16 protein-coding genes are annotated in these 17719 nt (G+C 69.1%); 12 read left to right on the plus strand and 4 right to left on the minus strand.

The genetic code is table 11. The features are described from left to right. Window positions 1–4: 4 nt before the first annotated feature. A complete protein-coding gene (locus AC1HFH_RS00185; RefSeq protein WP_480245395.1) occupies window positions 5–769 on the minus strand; it encodes a sulfite exporter TauE/SafE family protein in 765 nt (254 codons plus the stop codon). Window positions 770–1077: 308 nt separating this feature from the next. Between AC1HFH_RS00185 and leuA the strand changes: the two genes are divergently transcribed. Together leuA and AC1HFH_RS00195 are read left to right on the plus strand one after the other, a co-directional pair. Continuing rightward, entirely contained in the window at window positions 1078–2871 is a 1794-nt protein-coding gene (gene leuA, locus AC1HFH_RS00190; protein WP_480245396.1) for a 2-isopropylmalate synthase, read from the plus strand. Between the two features lie 696 nt (window positions 2872–3567). After that, a complete protein-coding gene (locus tag AC1HFH_RS00195; RefSeq protein ID WP_480247983.1) occupies window positions 3568–5013 on the plus strand; it encodes a MinD/ParA family ATP-binding protein in 1446 nt (481 codons plus the stop codon). On the opposite strand, the gene AC1HFH_RS00200 is transcribed toward AC1HFH_RS00195, so the two are convergent. Further along, window positions 5014–5913, minus strand: a complete 900-nt coding sequence (locus AC1HFH_RS00200; protein ID WP_480245397.1) for a LysR family transcriptional regulator — start codon at window positions 5911–5913, stop codon at window positions 5014–5016. It abuts the gene before it with no gap. Window positions 5914–5984: 71 nt separating this feature from the next. On the opposite strand from AC1HFH_RS00200, the gene AC1HFH_RS00205 reads away from it, so the two are divergent. From AC1HFH_RS00205 to AC1HFH_RS00230, 6 genes are all read left to right on the plus strand, one after another. After that, window positions 5985–6929 (plus strand): EamA family transporter, encoded by a 945-nt coding sequence (locus AC1HFH_RS00205; RefSeq protein ID WP_480245398.1) that lies wholly within the window; start codon window positions 5985–5987, stop codon window positions 6927–6929. A gap of 7 nt (window positions 6930–6936) precedes the next feature. Next, on the plus strand, window positions 6937–8694 hold the full coding sequence (locus AC1HFH_RS00210; RefSeq protein WP_480245399.1) for a hydroxysqualene dehydroxylase: 1758 nt from the start codon (window positions 6937–6939) through the stop codon (window positions 8692–8694). Between the two features lie 51 nt (window positions 8695–8745). Further along, window positions 8746–9984, plus strand: coding sequence for a MurT ligase domain-containing protein (locus AC1HFH_RS00215; RefSeq protein WP_480245400.1), 1239 nt, complete (start codon window positions 8746–8748; stop codon window positions 9982–9984). Continuing rightward, complete coding sequence (locus tag AC1HFH_RS00220) at window positions 9981–10697, plus strand: type 1 glutamine amidotransferase (protein WP_480245401.1); 717 nt, start codon at window positions 9981–9983, stop codon at window positions 10695–10697. The genes AC1HFH_RS00215 and AC1HFH_RS00220 overlap by 4 nt, the downstream gene beginning before the upstream one ends. A gap of 304 nt (window positions 10698–11001) precedes the next feature. Continuing rightward, window positions 11002–11646, plus strand: coding sequence for a hypothetical protein (locus tag AC1HFH_RS00225; RefSeq protein ID WP_480245402.1), 645 nt, complete (start codon window positions 11002–11004; stop codon window positions 11644–11646). 81 nt (window positions 11647–11727) lie between these two features. After that, the gene (locus AC1HFH_RS00230) at window positions 11728–12162 is read left to right on the plus strand and encodes an SRPBCC family protein (protein WP_480245403.1); all 435 of its coding nucleotides are present in this window, start codon (window positions 11728–11730) and stop codon (window positions 12160–12162) included. A gap of 4 nt (window positions 12163–12166) precedes the next feature. On the opposite strand, the gene AC1HFH_RS00235 is transcribed toward AC1HFH_RS00230, so the two are convergent. Both AC1HFH_RS00235 and AC1HFH_RS00240 read right to left on the minus strand, forming a co-directional pair. Then, window positions 12167–12982: a MerR family transcriptional regulator gene (locus tag AC1HFH_RS00235; RefSeq protein WP_480245404.1), complete on the minus strand. Its 816-nt coding sequence runs from the start codon at window positions 12980–12982 to the stop codon at window positions 12167–12169. A gap of 40 nt (window positions 12983–13022) precedes the next feature. Then, on the minus strand, window positions 13023–13601 hold the full coding sequence (locus AC1HFH_RS00240) for a hypothetical protein (RefSeq protein WP_480245405.1): 579 nt from the start codon (window positions 13599–13601) through the stop codon (window positions 13023–13025). Window positions 13602–13838: 237 nt separating this feature from the next. On the opposite strand from AC1HFH_RS00240, the gene AC1HFH_RS00245 reads away from it, so the two are divergent. From AC1HFH_RS00245 to AC1HFH_RS00260, 4 genes are all read left to right on the plus strand, one after another. Continuing rightward, window positions 13839–14183, plus strand: coding sequence for a YbaB/EbfC family nucleoid-associated protein (locus AC1HFH_RS00245; RefSeq protein WP_480245406.1), 345 nt, complete (start codon window positions 13839–13841; stop codon window positions 14181–14183). Further along, window positions 14183–14791: a recombination mediator RecR gene (gene recR / locus AC1HFH_RS00250; RefSeq protein WP_480245407.1), complete on the plus strand. Its 609-nt coding sequence runs from the start codon at window positions 14183–14185 to the stop codon at window positions 14789–14791. The genes AC1HFH_RS00245 and recR overlap by 1 nt, the downstream gene beginning before the upstream one ends. 125 nt (window positions 14792–14916) lie before the next feature. Beyond that, window positions 14917–16353: an FAD-binding oxidoreductase gene (locus tag AC1HFH_RS00255; RefSeq protein WP_480247984.1), complete on the plus strand. Its 1437-nt coding sequence runs from the start codon at window positions 14917–14919 to the stop codon at window positions 16351–16353. A gap of 2 nt (window positions 16354–16355) precedes the next feature. Beyond that, a complete protein-coding gene (locus tag AC1HFH_RS00260; protein ID WP_480247985.1) occupies window positions 16356–17696 on the plus strand; it encodes a class I SAM-dependent methyltransferase in 1341 nt (446 codons plus the stop codon). Window positions 17697–17719 lie beyond the last annotated feature (23 nt).

Genomic DNA, 17719 nt, shown 5'->3' on the forward strand with positions numbered 1-17719 from the left:
CCGCTCAGGAAGTGAGCAGCCGGATCACCGCGACGGAGCCGACGACCACGATCACGGCCCGCAGTGCGGTGGGCGACATCGAACGACCCAGCCGGGCACCCACCTGACCACCGATCACCGCACCGGCCGCGACGAGCGCCGCAGCCTGCCAGTTCACGTCGGCGATGACGACGAAGATCGCCGCCGAGACCCCGTTGACCAGCAGTGCCAGGACGTTCTTCACTCCGTTGAGGCGCTGGATGTCCTCGTGCAGGAAGACGCCGAGCAGCCCCAGCAGCAGCACCCCCTGGGCCGCACCGAAGTAGCCGCCGTAGATGCCGGTGGCGTACACCGCGGTGAACAGGATCGGGCCGCCGTGTGCCGGCGTCGCGGCATCCTCGGCCCGCCGCCGCTTGACCCAGGCGGCCAGCCGTGGCTGCACCACCACCAGCACCAGTGCCGCGACGATCAGCACCGGGACGATCGCCCGGAACGCCGACTCCGGCATCACCAGCAGCAGGATCGCACCGGTGATGCCACCCAGCAACGACGCGGTACCCAGCTGGATCAGCCGGGCCCGCTGCCCGGCGAGCTCACGCCGGTAGCCGATGGCGCCGCTCAGCGAGCCCGGCACCAGACCGATGGTGTTCGACACATTCGCGGTGACCGGCGGGATCCCGAAGGCGAGCAGCACCGGGAAGGTGATCAGGGTGCCCGATCCGACGATCGTGTTGATCGCGCCGGCGCCGATACCCGCGCCGAACACCGCCAGCTGTTCCCACCAGATCATGCCCGAAATTTCCCGTTCTGCTGTCCCGAGTCGTCGAAGCCACCGGTCGTCCACACGGGCGACCCACGCCGTCGAAACGGTACCGACCGGGTGGTGCCGGTCGTACCGCAGCACTCGTCGCCGCGGCTCCGAATACCAGATGGCTCGAGAGCGGGTACCGGGCACTGCTAGAATGTTGGACATCATGCAGCGGGCTCTTCTTCTCGGCCGCCGCGACGGGGTCTGATCGGACCGGCTCCCGTCGCGGGGTTTCATCGCGCCGGTCGACCCCCAAAATCTGGGATTCCACCAACCCACGGAGAAATCGCATGTCCCCGGCTGACGCTTTCGTATCCGCTCCGCGCACCATCACCGCGCCGAGCAAGCCCGCCCCGGCCGACCAGCCATCCTGGAACCGGCAGCGGAATTCGTCCATGCCCACCTACCGTTACCGGCCGTTCGCCGAGGAGGTCGAGCCGATCACGCTGCCCGACCGCACCTGGCCGGACAAGATCATCGACCGGGCGCCGGCGTGGTGCGCCGTCGACCTGCGCGACGGCAACCAGGCCCTGATCGACCCGATGAGCCCGGCCCGCAAGCGCCGCATGTTCGACCTGCTGGTGCGGATGGGCTACAAGGAGATCGAGGTCGGGTTCCCGGCCGCGAGCCAGACCGACTTCGACTTCGTCCGCGAGATCGTCACCGACGGCGCCATCCCGGACGATGTCACGATCCAGGTGCTGACCCAGTGCCGTCCGGAGCTGATCGAACGCACCTTCGAGGCCTGCGACGGGGCCCCGAACGTGATCGTGCACTTCTACAACTCCACCTCGATCCTGCAGCGCCGGGTGGTGTTCAAGGCCGACCGGGCGGCGATCCGGAAGATCGCGACCGACGCGGCCCGGTTCTGCCTGGAGACCGAACAGCGCTACCCGGATACCCGGTGGCGCTACGAGTACAGCCCCGAGTCCTACACCGGCACCGAACTGGAGTACGCCAGGGAGGTCTGCGACGCGGTCTCCGAGATCATCGCGCCGACGCCGGACAAGCCGCTGATCATCAATCTGCCGGCCACGGTGGAGATGGCCACACCGAACGTCTACGCCGACTCCATCGAGTGGATGCACCGCAACCTGGCCCGCCGGGATTCGATCGTGCTGTCGCTGCATCCGCACAACGACCGCGGTACCGCGGTGGCGGCCGCCGAGCTGGGCTACCAGGCCGGCGCCGACCGCATCGAGGGCTGCCTGTTCGGCAACGGTGAGCGCACCGGCAACGTCTGCCTGGTCACCCTGGGTATGAACATGTTCTCCCGGGGGATCGACCCGCAGATCAACTTCTCCGATATCGACGAGATCCGCCGCACCGTCGAGTACTGCAACCAGCTGAACGTGCCCGAGCGGCATCCGTACGGCGGCGACCTGGTCTACACCGCGTTCTCGGGCAGCCACCAGGATGCGATCAACAAGGGCCTGGACGCGATGAAGCAGGCGGCCGATACCCAGGGCGCCGATATCGACGACATCGTCTGGGAGGTGCCGTACCTGCCGATCGACCCCAAGGACGTCGGCCGCACCTATGAGGCCGTCATCCGGGTGAATTCGCAGTCCGGCAAGGGCGGGGTCGCCTACATCATGAAGACCGATCACGGCCTGGCGCTGCCGCGCCGGCTGCAGATCGAGTTCTCCCAGGCGGTGCAGCGCATCACCGACGGTGAAGGCGGCGAGGTGACGCCCAAGGAGATGTGGGACGTCTTCTCCGAGGAGTACCTGAGCCCGATCACCCCGCTGGAGCGGATCAAGCAGAAGGTGACCGCCTCCGAGACCGACGGTGGGGTCGACTCGATCGTCGCCACGGTGAAGGTCGACGGCGTGGAGCAGGAGGTCACCGGTTCGGGCAACGGCCCGCTGGCCGCCTTCGTGGACGCCATTGCCGAGCTGGGGTACGACGTGCGGGTGCTGGACTACTCCGAGCACGCCATGTCGGCCGGTGACGACGCCCAGGCCGCCGCGTACGTGGAGTGCGCAGTCGGCGACAAGGTGGTGTGGGGTGTGGGCATCGCCACGTCCATCACCACCGCCTCGCTGCGGGCGGTGGTCTCGGCGGTCAACCGCGCCGCCTGAACCATCACTTACAACGCAGCTGCGGGCCGGAATCCGGGTGGTGCCGGGCCGGCCCGCGGCCGTCCCCTGCTGCCCCGCTGCCGCAGGCAGGGCCGCTAGCGCCGTGCTAGCGTTGACGACGCATTTCAAGCGCCGAGCTCTCTGCTCGACTTCCGGGCAGATGGGGGAACTGTGACCAACAACGACCAGAATCCGACTTCGCCGCCCTGGCTGCAGAGTTCTTCGGCGGACAGCTCCGACGACGTCGCGGCCGCAGGGACACAGAAGGTGGCCGATCCGGAGCCTGCTCCGGACACGGACACCGAGCGGCCCGGTGATGCCGCGGCGAAGGCCACCACCGACGAGCCGGAGGCCGCGCCGGCAGCAGCGCCGAACCCGGCCGAAGAGACACCCGGGTTCGCGGAACAGACCGTCTTCGAACCGGGTGGTTTCGCCCCGGGGCAGTTCGCACCCGGCCCCTTCCCCGGAGATCCGCAACAAGCTCCGCCCGGGCAGTTCCCGCCCGCCCCGAACGGGCAGTTCCCGCCGGCCGCCGGCCTGCCCGGCCAGTTCGCACCAGGACAGTTCTCGGGCGAGCAGCCGATGCCCGGCCCCGACGGCGGATTCGCTCCCCCCGGACAATTCCCCGGCGACCAACCCATGCCCGGCCCCGACGGCGGATTCGCTCCCCCCGGACAATTCCCCGGCGACCAACCCATGCCCGGCCCCGACGGCGGATTCGCTCCCCCCGGACAATTCCCCGGCGACCAGCCGCCCACCGGCGGATACCCGACCGGACAGTTCCCGCCCGGGCCACCGCCCGGACCGAATGGGCAGTTCCCCCCGGAGATGGGACCGGCGGGGCAGTTCCCGCCGGGACAGTTCTCGGGTGAGCAGCCGATGCCCGGCCCCGGCGGTTATCCGACCGGGCAGTTCGCGCCCGCGCCGGCCCCCGAGCAGCCGCAGGGTCCGCCCGCGGACGGCTTCCCCGATGTGCCGGCCACCGCACCGGAACAGGATCCCTCGGCCGGTTCGATCAACGGCTGGGCACCACCGCCGGCACCGCCGTTCCAGCAGCCGGCCCCCGGGCAGCAGCCACCCGGTGGGATGCCCGGGCAGCCGCAGTGGCCGGGCGGCCCGGCGCAGGGCGCGCCGGGTGCTCAGCCGTTCCAGCCGCAGCACGTACCACAGCCGGGACAGCCGGGGCATGCGGTGAACGACCTGAACCTGTTGAAGCGGGCGCGCCGTTCGCCGCGCAGCGGGTGGCGGCGTGCCGTGCACAAGGTGTCCGCCGGCCGGATCAACCCGGGTGAATCCGCGGCCGATGTGGTGCATCGCGACCTCGTCGACCGGGTGAACCAGCCGGTGCGCGGCGACTACCGGATCGCGATCCTGTCGTTGAAGGGCGGTGTCGGCAAGACGACGACCACCGTCGGGCTCGGGTCCACTTTCGCCTCGATGCGCGGTGACCGCGTGATCGCCATCGATGCCAATCCCGACCTCGGCACGCTCGCCCACCGGGTCCCGCGGCAGACTCGTTCCACGGTGCGGAACCTCCTCGAGGATCAGCAGATCACCCGCTATTCGGATGTCCGGGCGCATACCTCCCAGGCACCCAGCCGACTGGAGGTGCTGGCCTCCGAACAGGACCCGGCGGTCTCGGAGGCGTTCAGTGAGGCCGATTACCGCAAGGCGATCGGCATCCTGCAGTCCTTCTACAACATCATCCTCACCGACTGCGGTACCGGCCTGATGCATTCGGCCATGTCCGGGGTGCTGGACATGGCCAGTTCGCTGGTGCTGGTGACCTCCCCGGCGATCGACGGCGCCCGCAGCGCATCGGCCACCCTGGACTGGCTGGATCACCACGGTTACAGCCGGCTGGTGGAGCGCACGGTCGTGGTGGTCAACGCCTCCCGGCGCGGCGCCTCCACCGTCGATCTGGACCAGTTGCGCAGGCTGTTCCTGGACCGGACCCGGGCCGTGCAGGTCGTCCCCTTCGACGATCACCTCGCCGAGGGCGCCGAGATCGATCTGGAACTGGTCGGCAAGCCGACCCGGCGGGCGCTGCTGGAGCTCGCGGCCATGGTCGCCGACGACTTCGGCTATGTCGCCAACCAGCAGTACGGTCCCGGCCCCGGGATGCCACCCGGTCCGATGTGATCAGCTCTCGGTCGCCTGCCGGGCCGCTGCCGTGAAGGCGGCGAGCACGGCGGCGATCGCCGGGCGCCGGGTCGCCTGTGGCCGGATCACCAGGTCGTAGACCCGGGCCGCCCGCACCCCCGCGAGCGGCCGCACCACCAGTCCCGGATGGGTGACCGCGAAGCGGGGCATCAGTGCGGCCCCGTAGCCGGCCGCGACCACGGCTTCGATCACCTGGAAGTCGTTGAACCGCTGGGTGACCCGCGGGCGGACACCGGAGATCGTCGCGATCGATTCCAGTACGTCGTCGACCGGGAAACCGCCCCGCACGCTCACCAGATCGGTCCGGGCCAGCTCGGCCGGACGCACCGAGCGCCGTTCGGCGAGCGGATGTCCCGCCGCGACGATCACGTCGATCGGTTCCCGCATCAGAGTGCGTACCGCCAGCCGCGGCCCGGCCGGCGGTGCCGAGCGCTCGTCTCGATGCGTGAGTACCACGTCGTAGTCGGCGAGCAGCCGTTCCGCCGCCGTCGGTGGCACATCCTCGTCACCGGCCCGGACGGTCACGTCGGTACCGGCCAGTTCCGCGAAGACCTGCGGCAGCAGCAACGCCGCCCCGGTCGGGAAGGCCGCCACCCGCACCCGGCCGCGGGGCGAGCCCCGGTAGTGGGCCATCTCGGTGACCGCGCGATCCATGGCGGCCAGCACATCGTCGGCCCGCAGCACCAGGGCCTGCCCGGCATCGGTGAGCCGCACCCGTCGCCCGTCCGGTTCCAGCAGTTCGACGCCCGCTTCCCGGGCCAGCACTTTCAGTTGCTGGGATACCGCGGACGGGGTCATCGACAATGCCTGCGCCACGGCTGCGACGGTGCCGCGGTCGGCCAACTCCCGCAGGATCCGGAGTCGTTCCACCGAAAACATGAAGCAAAACTACATCGTTGATGCGAGAATGTTCGATTGTCCTGTAGGTTTTCGGTCCGCACGATGAAATGGTGACCAATCGTGATCGCCTGCTCGGACTCACCGTCGTCGTGTTGTGGGGTGTCAACTTCCTCGCGATCCGCATCGGCCTGGACCACTTCCCGCCGTTCTTCTTCGCCGCCCTGCGGTTCGCGGTGATCGCGGTACCGGTGCTGCTGCTCGTCCCCCGGCCCGCGGTGCCGGCGCGCTGGCTGCTGCTGTACGGCACGGGTTTCGGCATCCTGCAGTTCGGATTCCTGTTCACCGCCATGCAGGCCGGGATGCCGACCGGACTCGCCTCACTGGTGTTGCAGTCCTCGGCACCGTTCACCGTGCTGCTGGGCGCAGTACTGCTGCGCGAACGGCTGCGGCCGATCCAGGTGGCGGGGCTGTTCGTCGCCGGGGCCGGGATGGCGATCATCGGCTGGGAACGTTCGGCGCCCGCCACCCTGGTACCGGTCCTGCTGACGCTGGCGGCCGGACTGGGCTGGGCGCTCGGCAACATCGGCGCACGCCGGGCGAGCGCCGAAGCCCCCGGCACCGATCCGTTGCACCTCACCCTCTGGATGTCGGTGGTGCCGGTGCTGCCGTTGCTGGCGCTGTCGATGTTCGTCGAAGGTCCGGGCACCGGGTTCCGGGCGCTGGGCGCCGCATTCTCCGCCGACGGACTGCCCGCGCTGGCGGCCCTGGCCTATATCGCGGTTGTCGCGACCGTCTGCGGCTCCGGCCTGTGGACCTACCTGATGAGCCGCTATCCGGCCGGGTCGGTGGCACCGTTCTCGCTGCTGGTTCCGGTGATCGGGATCGGCGCCGCCTGGCTGGTGCTCGGCGAACGCCCCTCGGCCCCCGAACTGGCCGGTGCCGCGATCGTGATCGCGGGCGCGTTCGCCGCCACCACCGCCGCAACATCCAGGTCCCACCGCACGATGACGAACGTTATGGCTAGCATGTCAGCGCCGGGAGCAAACAGGAGCTGACACGTACATGGCGGACACGCGACGGACCGTAACGCGGCGGTCCCTCCTCCGGGGTGCGGTCGCGGTGGGGGCGACAGCAGCCGCGGCGAGTGGACTGAACACCGCACCGGCGACCGCCGCGGGGCCGGGCCGGCGCGTGGCGGTGCTCGGCGGTGGGGTCGCCGGTCTCACCGCCGCCCACGAATTGGCCGAGCGCGGTTTCGAGGTGACCGTCTACGAGCGCCGGGCGCTCGGCGGCAAGGCCCGCAGCATCCCGGTCCCGGGCAGCTCCCGCGGCGGCCGGCCCGAACGCCCCGGTGAACACGGATTCCGCTTCTTTCCCGGCTTCTATCGCAATATCCCGGACACCATGCGCCGGATCCCGGTCGCCGGCAATCCGGACGGGGTGTGGAACAACCTCATCACGGTGTCCCAGGCCCGGTTCTCCCGGCGCGACGGTGACGATTTCGTGCTGGCGCTGCCGGAGAATCCGACTGCCGCGACCGACCCGGAGGTCTTCCGGGAAACCCTCGGCGCCACCATCGCCACCGCCCTGCAGATGCCGCCCGCCGAGGCCGGGTACTTCGCGAATCGGCTGCTGGTGTTCAACAGCAGCTGCACCGAACGCCGATTCGGCCAGTGGGAGTACACGTCGTGGTACGACTTCGTGCGCGGACACGAACGCTCCCACGAATTCCGGTCGCTGCTCTCCCGCTCGCTGACCAGCATCATGGTCGCGGCCAAGGCCGATCTCGCCAGTGCCCGCACCATCGGCAGCATGGGCGAACAGTTCCTCGGCAACCCGCTCGGCGTCGGCAACGACGGCGGCCTGGACCGGGTGCTGAACAACCCGACCAACATCGCCTGGATCGATCCGTGGGCGGATCGCCTGCGCGACCTCGGCGTCCGGTTCGAACTGGGCGCCCGGGTGCAGGGCCTGGACCTCCGCGGCGGGCGAATCACCGGGGCGCGGATCACTGATGCGACGGGTGCGGCGCGCACGGTCGAAGCCGACCACTTCGTGGTGGCCTTCGCCGCCGAGCAGGCCCGGAAACTGTGGTCCGGCGATATCCTCGACGCCGCACCGGAACTGGCCGGGATGAGCCGGTTGCACGTCGACTGGATGACCGGCATGCAGATCTATCTACGCCGTCCGGCCGCTATCGCCGAGGGGCACACCGCCTATGTCGACTCGCCCTGGGCGCTCACCTCGATCAGCCAGAATCAGCTGTGGCGGCGGAAGCTGCCCGAATTCGGTGACGGCAACGCCGCCGACTGTCTCTCGGTGGACATCTCCGACTGGCACACGCCCGGCGTCCTGTTCGGCAAACCGGCACAGGAGTGCACCCACACCGAGATCTTCGAGGAAGTGTGGGCCCAGCTCACCGCACACCTCAACGACCGTGGCACGCTGCTGCGGCCAGCGGATGTGCACTCCTGGTTCCTCGACCCGGCGATCACCTGGGACGGCCGGCGCAACACCAATGCCGACCCGCTGCTGATCAATACCGCGGGCTCCTGGGACGACCGCCCCGAGGCGGGTACCGCCATCGCGAACATGTACCTGGCCGGCGACTACGTGCGCACCGATGTCGACCTGGCCACCATGGAGGGCGCCAACGAATCCGCCCGGGCCGCCGTGAACGCCATCCTGGATGCCACCGGCTCGGACGCGCCCCGATGCACCATCGAGAAGCTGCGCCGCACCCCCGGGCTGGAGCCGCTGCGGCAAGTGGACACCGAGCGTTATGCCCGCGGCCTGCCCAACATGTTCGACATCCCCTGATTCGGCAATGCTGCCTGCTTCCTCCCGGGTGGGCACACATAGACTCACGCCGTGGCAAATATCTCGGTGCGCGGGCGAATCGCCCTGCGGGCCGCGGCGGCAGCGTCGTGGGCATCGCAACGAGCGGGGCGCGGTAAGGGTTCGATGATCGGCGGGCTGATCGCGCTGAAGATCGATCCGACGATCATGGACCAGCTCGGCCGGGAACGCCGCACGGTGCTGGTGACCGGCACCAACGGTAAATCCACCACCACCCGGATGACCACGGCGGCCCTGGGCACACTGGGCCGGGTCGCCACCCAGGCCGATGGCGCGAATATGGACGCCGGCATCGTCGCTGCGCTCAGCGCGCACCGCGAGGTGCCGCTGGCCGCCATCGAGGTCGACGAACTGCATCTGCCGCATGTCAGCGACTCGCTGAACCCCGAGGCCGTGGTGTTGCTCAACCTGAGCCGGGACCAGCTGGACCGGGTCGGCGAGATCAACATGATCGAGCGCAAGCTGCGCACCGGGCTGGCCAGGCATCCGCAGGCGGTGGTGATCGCCAACTGCGACGACGTCCTGATCACCTCCATCGCCTACGACCACCCGAATGTGGTGTGGGTGTCGGCCGGTAGCGGCTGGGCGGTCGATGCCACCAGCTGCCCGCGCAGCGGTGAGCCGATCGTCTGGGAGGGCGAACACTGGCGCAGCACCGGCGCCGATTTCGAGCGGCCGGAACCGTCCTGGTGGTTGGAAGGTGACGACCTGTGCGGTCCGGACGGCTTCCGGGCCGCCCTGCACCTCGCCCTCCCGGGCCGGGCGAACCGGGGCAATGCCGCCCAGGCCGTCGCAGCCGCGGTCGCGCTGGGCGCGGATCCCGCCAAATCGGTCGATGCGGCGGGCACGGTCCGGGAGATCGCGGGCCGCTACCGCAGTGTGCGGGTGGGTGACCACGACGCCCGGCTGCTGCTGGCCAAGAACCCGGCCGGCTGGCAGGAGGCACTGTCGATGATCGACCCGAGTGCGGCCGGGCTGGTGATCGCGGTGAACGGCCAGGTGCCCGACGGCGAGGATCTGTCCTGGCTGTGGGATGTGCATTTCGAGCACTTCGAGGGCGTCCAGGTGGTGGCCGCCGGCGAGCGCGGCACCGACCTGGCGGTGCGGCTCACCTATGCCGGGGTGGCGCACACCCTGGTGCAGGATCCGCTGCGCGCCATCGAATCCTGCCCACCCGGGCAGGTCGAGGTGCTGGCCAACTACACCGCGTTCCGCGATCTCAACCGTGAGCTGGAGGCACGGAACTCATGAGCGACTCGACGATTCGGATCGGCCTGGTCCTGCCCGATGTGATGGGCACCTACGGTGACGGCGGCAATGCAGTGGTGCTGCGGCAGCGGCTGCGGATGCGCGGGCACGACGCCGAGATCATCGAGATCACGCTGTCCGACCCGGTGCCGAACTCCCTGGACATCTACACCCTCGGCGGCGCCGAGGACTCCGCCCAGCGGCTGGCCACCCGGCATCTGAGCACCTACCCGGGCCTGCAGGAGGCCGCGGCGAAAGGCGCCCCGGTGCTGGCGATCTGCGCCGCGATCCAGGTACTCGGGCAGTGGTACGAGACCTCGGCCGGGGAACGCGTCGACGGTGTGGGACTGTTCGACGCCACCACCGCACCGCAGCGGGAGCGTTCCATCGGCGAGGTGGCGAGCACTCCGCTGCTCGACGGCCTGACCGCACCCCTCACCGGGTTCGAGAATCACCGCGGCGGAACCGCGCTCGGCCCGGAGGCGGCGCCGCTGGGCCGGGTCACCCGCGGCGTCGGCAACGGGGTCGGCGACGGCACCGAAGGCGTCGTACAGGGGTCGGTACTGGGCACTTACATGCACGGTCCGGCCCTGGCCCGCAACCCGGAGCTCGCCGATCATCTGATCGCGCGGGCTCTGGGTGTCCCGGCGAGCGAATTGGCACCACTGGATCTGCCGGAGGTCGAGCAGCTGCGCCGCGAACGGCTCCGCGCCTGACCGCAGTCCGGCCCGCGGCGCGCTCGGCCCGCCACCGTTGTTGTCAGTGGTCGATGGCATGCTCCGAGCAGTCCCGTTCGATGCGAGACCTGGAGGTCCGGATGCCCGTCCCGTCCTGTTCGTCCTGTGCCGCCGCCGTCGATCACTGCCACGGAACGCTCGTGGTGCACACCGGACGGTTCACCGAATGCACCGAGGCCGATTGCCTCGATCCGGATCGCTACCGGCACACCTTCACCATCGACTGCGGCGATCTCGCCGGTGGCTGTTCGTGCGACCCGAGCCGATCCGTAGGGTGGGCCGGGTGAGTTATGACCACGTGCTGCTGCCGTCCGGGGTGGCCACCACCGCCGAACAGGTGGAGGCCTATCTGTCCGTGCAGCAGGGGCAGGAGGAGTCCGCACCGGTCGCCGCGATCGCGGCCGAGGTGAACCGGCGCAATGCGGAGATGGGCGCGGCGGATGCATTCCTCGATGTGACCGCGATCGGCGGGGACCGCACCGGCTCCGTACTGCGGGTACCGGCCCAGTACGACGCGATCGGGTTCGTGCGCGGGCTGCTCTTCGAACTGGCCACGCCCCGCAACTACGCCGTCTACGACCCGCAGCTGGCATGGTTGATCGATCCGGCGGGGCACGTTCCGGTCCAGGTGACGCACGGCGGGGCCGGCGATTTCCCATACCTCACCGAGGCACTCGCATACGGCTGGGTCGCCGGGCTGATGGATCCGAACCCGTATCTGATCGTCGAACGCGCCCCGCACAACTACATCCAGACCTACCGCAATGCCGGCGGTGAATACACGCTGGAGTACCGGGACGGATCGGCCGACCGCCATTTCGGTACCACCAGCACCGCTCCGGCCGAGGTGGCGGGGCTGATCTGGGCCTGGACCACCGGCGGGCCGGACGCCCTCACCGAGGTCGCCTGGGAGCGCATCGAACTGTGACCGCCCACCGGATGCCGCTGGCATCCCCGGGCACGGCAGGATAGGGCCTGTCGAGTACCGCACCCGGACAAGGAGCTCATTGTGGGACAGGTCAACGCCAGCAGTTCGATCGCCGTCGCGGCGGATCCGCAGCGCACCCTCGAAGCGATTGCCGACTACGAAACGGTCCGGCCGCGGATCCTCACCTCGCACTACCACGACTACAAGGTCGTCGAGGGCGGTACCGGGTCCGGAACGGTGGCGGAATGGACGCTGCAGGCCACCCAGAAGCGGTCCCGCAACATCCGGGCCGCGGTGTCGGTGGCCGATTCCATCGTCACCGAACGGGATGCCAACTCCACGCTGGTGAACACCTGGACGGTGTCGCCGGACGGGGCGGGCGCCCGGGTGACGCTGCGTACCACCTGGCAGGGCGCCGGCGGCGTGGCCGGCATCTTCGAGGGGATCTTCGCACCGCTGGGCCTGAAGAAGATCCAGGCCGAGGTTCTGGAGAACCTGAAGCGCGAACTCGCATAGCAGTTCAGTCCGCCAGTGGCCAGCACACTTCGGTGCGGTACTCGTGCGGATCACCGGTGCCGTCGGGTGCGAGCAGATACCTTTCCCGGATCGGCTCGCCCGGCAGCACCGTGTCGTGTTCGGCGACGTGACTGCCGAGCGCACCGTAGGTGCGGTCGCAGTCCTCGTACGGGCCACGATGCACGGCGACCGCGAACCGGCGGCGCGGCAGTTCCGTCACCACGAGCCCGTCCGGTGCGGTGATCCGGGCCCCCGCCGGCAGCGGAACGTAGGCGGACACCGCCCCGACGGCATCGGTGAAGAACTCCGCGGCGTAGGTCGCGCCGCCGATCCCGCCGGGTTCGACACCCGCGGCGGCCAGGCCTGCGTAGAGCCGGGCGAAGGCCGCGTCGCACCACGGCGAGATCCCGTCCCGGGGCACCTGCTCGGTCAGCACCAGCGCCCGGAACGCCGGGTCGGTCCGGTACTCGACGCGCAGTTCGGGCGCCGGAGCGAGCAGCTCCCGCAGCGAGGCCACCACCTCCCGGGTCCGCTGCAATTCGGCTTCCATCCGGGCCAGATGGGCCCGCAGTGCCTCATTGCGCATCGCCGGGTCCGGTGCGGCCAGCACCTCCCGGACCTGGGGTAACGGCATATCGAGTGCCCGCAGCCGCCGGATCAGATGCGCCCGCTCGACCTGGGTGGTTGCATACCGGCGATATCCGGTGCCCGGATCCACCGCCACCGGCTCCAGCAGCGCGATCTCATGGTAGTAACGCAGCGTCTTCACGCTGAGGTGGCTCAGCCGGGCGAATTCCCCGATCGACACGATCGCTGTCATGGGTTCAGCGAACACCCTCCAGCCGGGGGAGAGTCAAACGTCACCGCTCGGCCGGGGTGAGTACGAAGGCAGCAATCATATAGGGGTATTTGTCGACACCGTCGACCCAATAGCTGTACCCGAACCAGACATCCGGGGTCACTCGGCGGATTTCGTCGATCAGCTGCGGTACGCCACCCGGTCGGCCGTTGAGGACCCAACTGGGTTCACCGTCGATCATCGAGGGCGCGCGGTAGACATCCGTCTGGAGCAGTTCGACACCGGAAGCTGTGACGCGGTTCTGTGCGGTACCACCGTCCGGCCCGGTGGCGAAGGTCTTTCCGATCCAGTAGTCCGGCGCCGCCGCGGCCACCCGCGGCGGCCGGGTGACCCAGCCGTCGGCGGTGCCGGTGGGCACCGGGCCCGCCTCGGCATCCAGGTACAGCTGGTCCTGCTGGGCAACCGTGCAGTGGAACCGGAGGGACTCGATGGTCACCGCACGGTCGTCGGGGTCGATGACGCAACCGTCGCCGAGGTCCGTCGGCTGTGCCACCGCCGCCGGCGCGAACAACGACCACGCCGCCGCGGTCGCACCGAGAATCGAGGTAGCGAGGGCGCGCCACCGTAGTGCACCAGTCATATGTGTTTCTCCTGTTGCCGACATGGGCCCGACCCTCGTCCGATCATAGGTCGCCGGAATCGGCTGATGCCGGAACAACGGCAGCAATCGATCCGCTCCCCCTGCCCCGGACGGTGCCACCGGTATCCGGGGCCACCCCGGGCGGGTGCGAATCGGGCGGCTGCCGCCGGGCCGGTCCGGCGGCGGTGCCGGTGAACTACGCTGGGCGGTAACGACCCGATCTAGAGAGGACGTGCCGTGGAACCCGGTGGTCAGCAGTTCGATATGCAGCAGCTGCTCGCACAGGCGCAGCAGATGCAGCAGCAGGTGATGCAGGCGCAGGCCGAACTCGCCGAATCCGAGGTCGACGGCCAGGCCGGCGGTGGCCTGGTGCGGGTGACGGTCAAGGTGAGCGGCGAGATCCGTGCGCTGACCATCGACCCGAAGGTGGTGGATCCGGAGGACGTCGAGGGCCTGCAGGATCTGGTGATCGGTGCGGTCAACGATGCCATGGCGAATGCGCAGCAGCTGGCGGCGGAGCGATTGGGGCCGCTGTCGTCCGCGATGGGCGGCGGTTCCATGCCCGGCCTGCCCGACTTCTGATGTATGAGGGTCCGGTTCAGGATCTGATCGACGAGCTGGGCAAGCTGCCCGGAGTCGGCCCGAAGAGTGCGCAGCGCATCGCCTTCCACCTGCTCGGGGTGGAACCGCCGGAGATCGAGCGGCTGCAGGCGGCGCTGCAGCAAGTGCGCGACGGGGTGCGCTTCTGTGCGGTGTGCGGCACCGTCGCCGCCGGCGAGCTCTGCCGGATCTGTGCCGACCCGCGCCGGGACCGCAGCGTGGTCTGCGTGGTCGAGGAACCGAAGGACGTCCAGGCGATCGAGCGCACCCGCGAGTTCCGTGGCCGGTACCACGTGCTCGGCGGGGCGCTCGACCCGCTCAGTGGTGTAGGCCCGGATCAGCTGCGTATCCGGGATCTGCTCACCCGGATCGGCGATACCGAGGACGGGGTGCAGATCGGCGAGGTCATCATCGCGACCGATCCGAACACCGAGGGCGAGGCGACCGCGACATACCTGGTGCGCATGCTGCGCGATTTCCCGGGACTGACCGTCACCAGGCTCGCCTCCGGCCTGCCGATGGGCGGCGATCTGGAGTTTGCCGACGAACTGACGCTGGGCCGTGCACTGTCGGGGCGGCGAGCGTTGTAACGCCACCGAGTTTGCGGAGAAATGTCTCGGGTATTCCCCGGGCAACATCTCCGTGACATTTGCCGCGCGGCATCGATCTTGTACTGGCTGCGGGAGCAACGGCGTACTAGCGTCGAGGCGTGGCAGTGAGTCTGTTGGGGAAGGCCGGCCACGCACCGGCCGCATACGAGTCTGGATACACCGCGCACCGCACCGGAGTGGATCGCCTGCTGGCGAGCTATCGGGCGATACCCGCCGATGCGAACGTCCGGCTGGCGAAGAAGACCTCCAATCTGTTCCGGGCCCGTGCCGAGAGCACCGCCCCGGGCCTGGACGTCTCCGGCCTGACGAAGGTCATCTCGGTCGATCCGGCGGCCCGTACCGCCGATGTCGCCGGGATGACGACCTACGAGGATCTGGTCGCCGCGACCCTGCCGTACGGGCTCGCGCCGCTGGTCGTCCCGCAGCTCAAGACCATCACCCTGGGTGGTGCGGTCACCGGGCTGGGCATCGAGTCGACCTCGTTCCGCAACGGCCTGCCGCACGAATCCGTCCTGGAGATGGACGTGCTGACCGGGGCCGGAGAGATCGTCACGGTGCGGCCCGAGGGTGAAGACGCCGAACTGTTCCGCGGCTTTCCGAACTCCTACGGCACACTGGGGTACACCGTCCGGCTGAAGATCGAACTGGAGCCGGTACAACCGTTCGTGGCCCTGCGGCACGTCCGCTGCCACGACCTGGTCGAACTCCAGGACACCCTGGACCGGATCGTCAACGAGCGCAGCTACGAGGGCGAACCGGTCGACTACCTCGACGGCGTGGTCTTCACCGCGACCGAGGCATACCTGACGCTGGGCCGGCAGACCGACGAGCCGGGCCCGGTCAGTGACTACACCGGGATGCACATCTACTACCGCTCGCTCCAGCACGACCGCGGGGTGAAGCGGGACCGGTTGAGCATCCACGACTACCTCTGGCGCTGGGATACCGACTGGTTCTGGTGTTCCCGGGCGTTCGGCACCCAGAACCCGAAGATCCGCCGGTTCTGGCCCAAGGCCTACCGGCGTAGCAGCTTCTACTGGAAGCTGGTGGCTCTGGACCGCAAGTACCACATCGGCGACAAACTGGAGGCCCGCAAGGGCAACCCGCCGCAGGAACGCGTGGTGCAGGACATCGAGGTCCCGGTGGAACGCACCGCCGATTTCGTCGATTGGTTCCTGCGCGAGATTCCGATCGAACCGATCTGGCTGTGCCCGCTGCGCCTGCGCGACGGCGGCACCGACACCGGAACCGACCGGCCGTGGCCGCTGTACCCGCTGGAACCGGGCCGGACCTATGTGAACATCGGTTTCTGGTCGGCGGTCCCCACTGTCCCCGGTGCACCCGAGGGCGCCGCCAACCGAGCCATCGAGCGCACTGTCACCGAATTCGACGGGCACAAATCGCTGTACTCGGACGCTTTCTACTCCGAAGATGAGTTCGCCCGGCTGTACGGCGGCGACGCGTACCGAGAACTGAAGAACCGTTACGACCCGAACAAACGACTGCTGGATCTGTATTCGAAGGCGGTGCAACGCAAGTGACGATGTACAAGGACCGCTCCGACAGAGCGCACAATGGCGGACCACGCTCCGACGTCTTCGCCGAGCTGGGCACCAGGCTCAGCATCGCAGAGATCTTCGAAACCCTGGTCGAGGGGGAGGTCCCGGTCCGGCTGACCGCCTACGACGGCAGCTCCACCGGCGACCCCGACTCCCCCTTCGGGCTGGAGATCAAGAACCCGCGTGGGATCAACTATCTGGCCACCGCCCCGGGTGATCTCGGGATGGCCCGCGCCTACATCGCCGGTGACATGGTGGCCACCGGCGTCCATCCCGGCAACCCGTACGCCATCTTGAAGGCCATGCAGGACATGAAGTTCCGCCGGCCTTCCGCGCTCGCCCTGCTGACCATCGCCCGTTCGCTCGGGTGGGAGCGGCTCAAGCCGGTGCCGCCACCACCGCAGGAGACGCTGCCCCGCTGGCGGCGGATCGCGTTCGAGGGCCTGCGGCACTCCAAGGTGCGTGATGCCGAAGCGATCCACCACCACTACGACGTGTCCAACGCGTTCTACGAGTTGGTGCTCGGCCCGTCGATGACCTACACCTGCGCCGTCTACGGGGACCGGGACTGGAACCTGGAACAGGCACAGGAGAACAAATACCGGCTGATCTTCGACAAGCTGAACCTGTCCGAAGGCGACCGGCTGCTCGATATCGGCTGCGGCTGGGGCGGCATGGTCCGCTACGCGGCCAAGCGCGGTGTCCGGGTGATCGGTGCGACGCTTTCCGCGGAACAGGCCGGCTGGGCGCAGGCCCGGATCGAGGAGGAGGGGCTGGGCGAGCTGGCCGAGGTCCGGCACAGCGATTACCGCGACATCCCGGAATCCGGGTTCGATGCGGTGTCCTCGATCGGGCTCACCGAACACATCGGCGTGCACAACTACCCGTCCTATTTCGGCTTCATCCAGGACAAGCTGCGCGACGGCGGCCTGTTCCTGAACCACTGCATCACCCGGCCGGACAACACCCGCACCACCAAGGCCGGTGACTTCATCGACCGCTACGTGTTCCCGGACGGCGAGCTGATCGGCTCCGGGCGGATAATCTCGGAGATCCAGAACATCGGCCTCGAGGTGTTGCACGAGGAGAACCTGCGCGAGCACTACGCACTGACCCTGCACGAGTGGTGCCGGAACCTGGTGGACAACTGGGACGACTGCGTCGCCGAGGTCGGCGAGGGCACCGCCAAGGTGTGGGGCCTGTACATGGCCGGCTGTGAGCTGGGCTTCCAGCGCAACGTCGTGCAACTGCACCAGGTGCTGGGGGTGAAACTGGGCAGCGACGGCAAGTGGACGGTCCCGCTGCGCCCGTGGTGGCAGCCGTAGCGATCGGCCGCCGGGCGGGCGCT

The organism is Nocardia sp. KT25-26 (assembly GCF_056627695.1).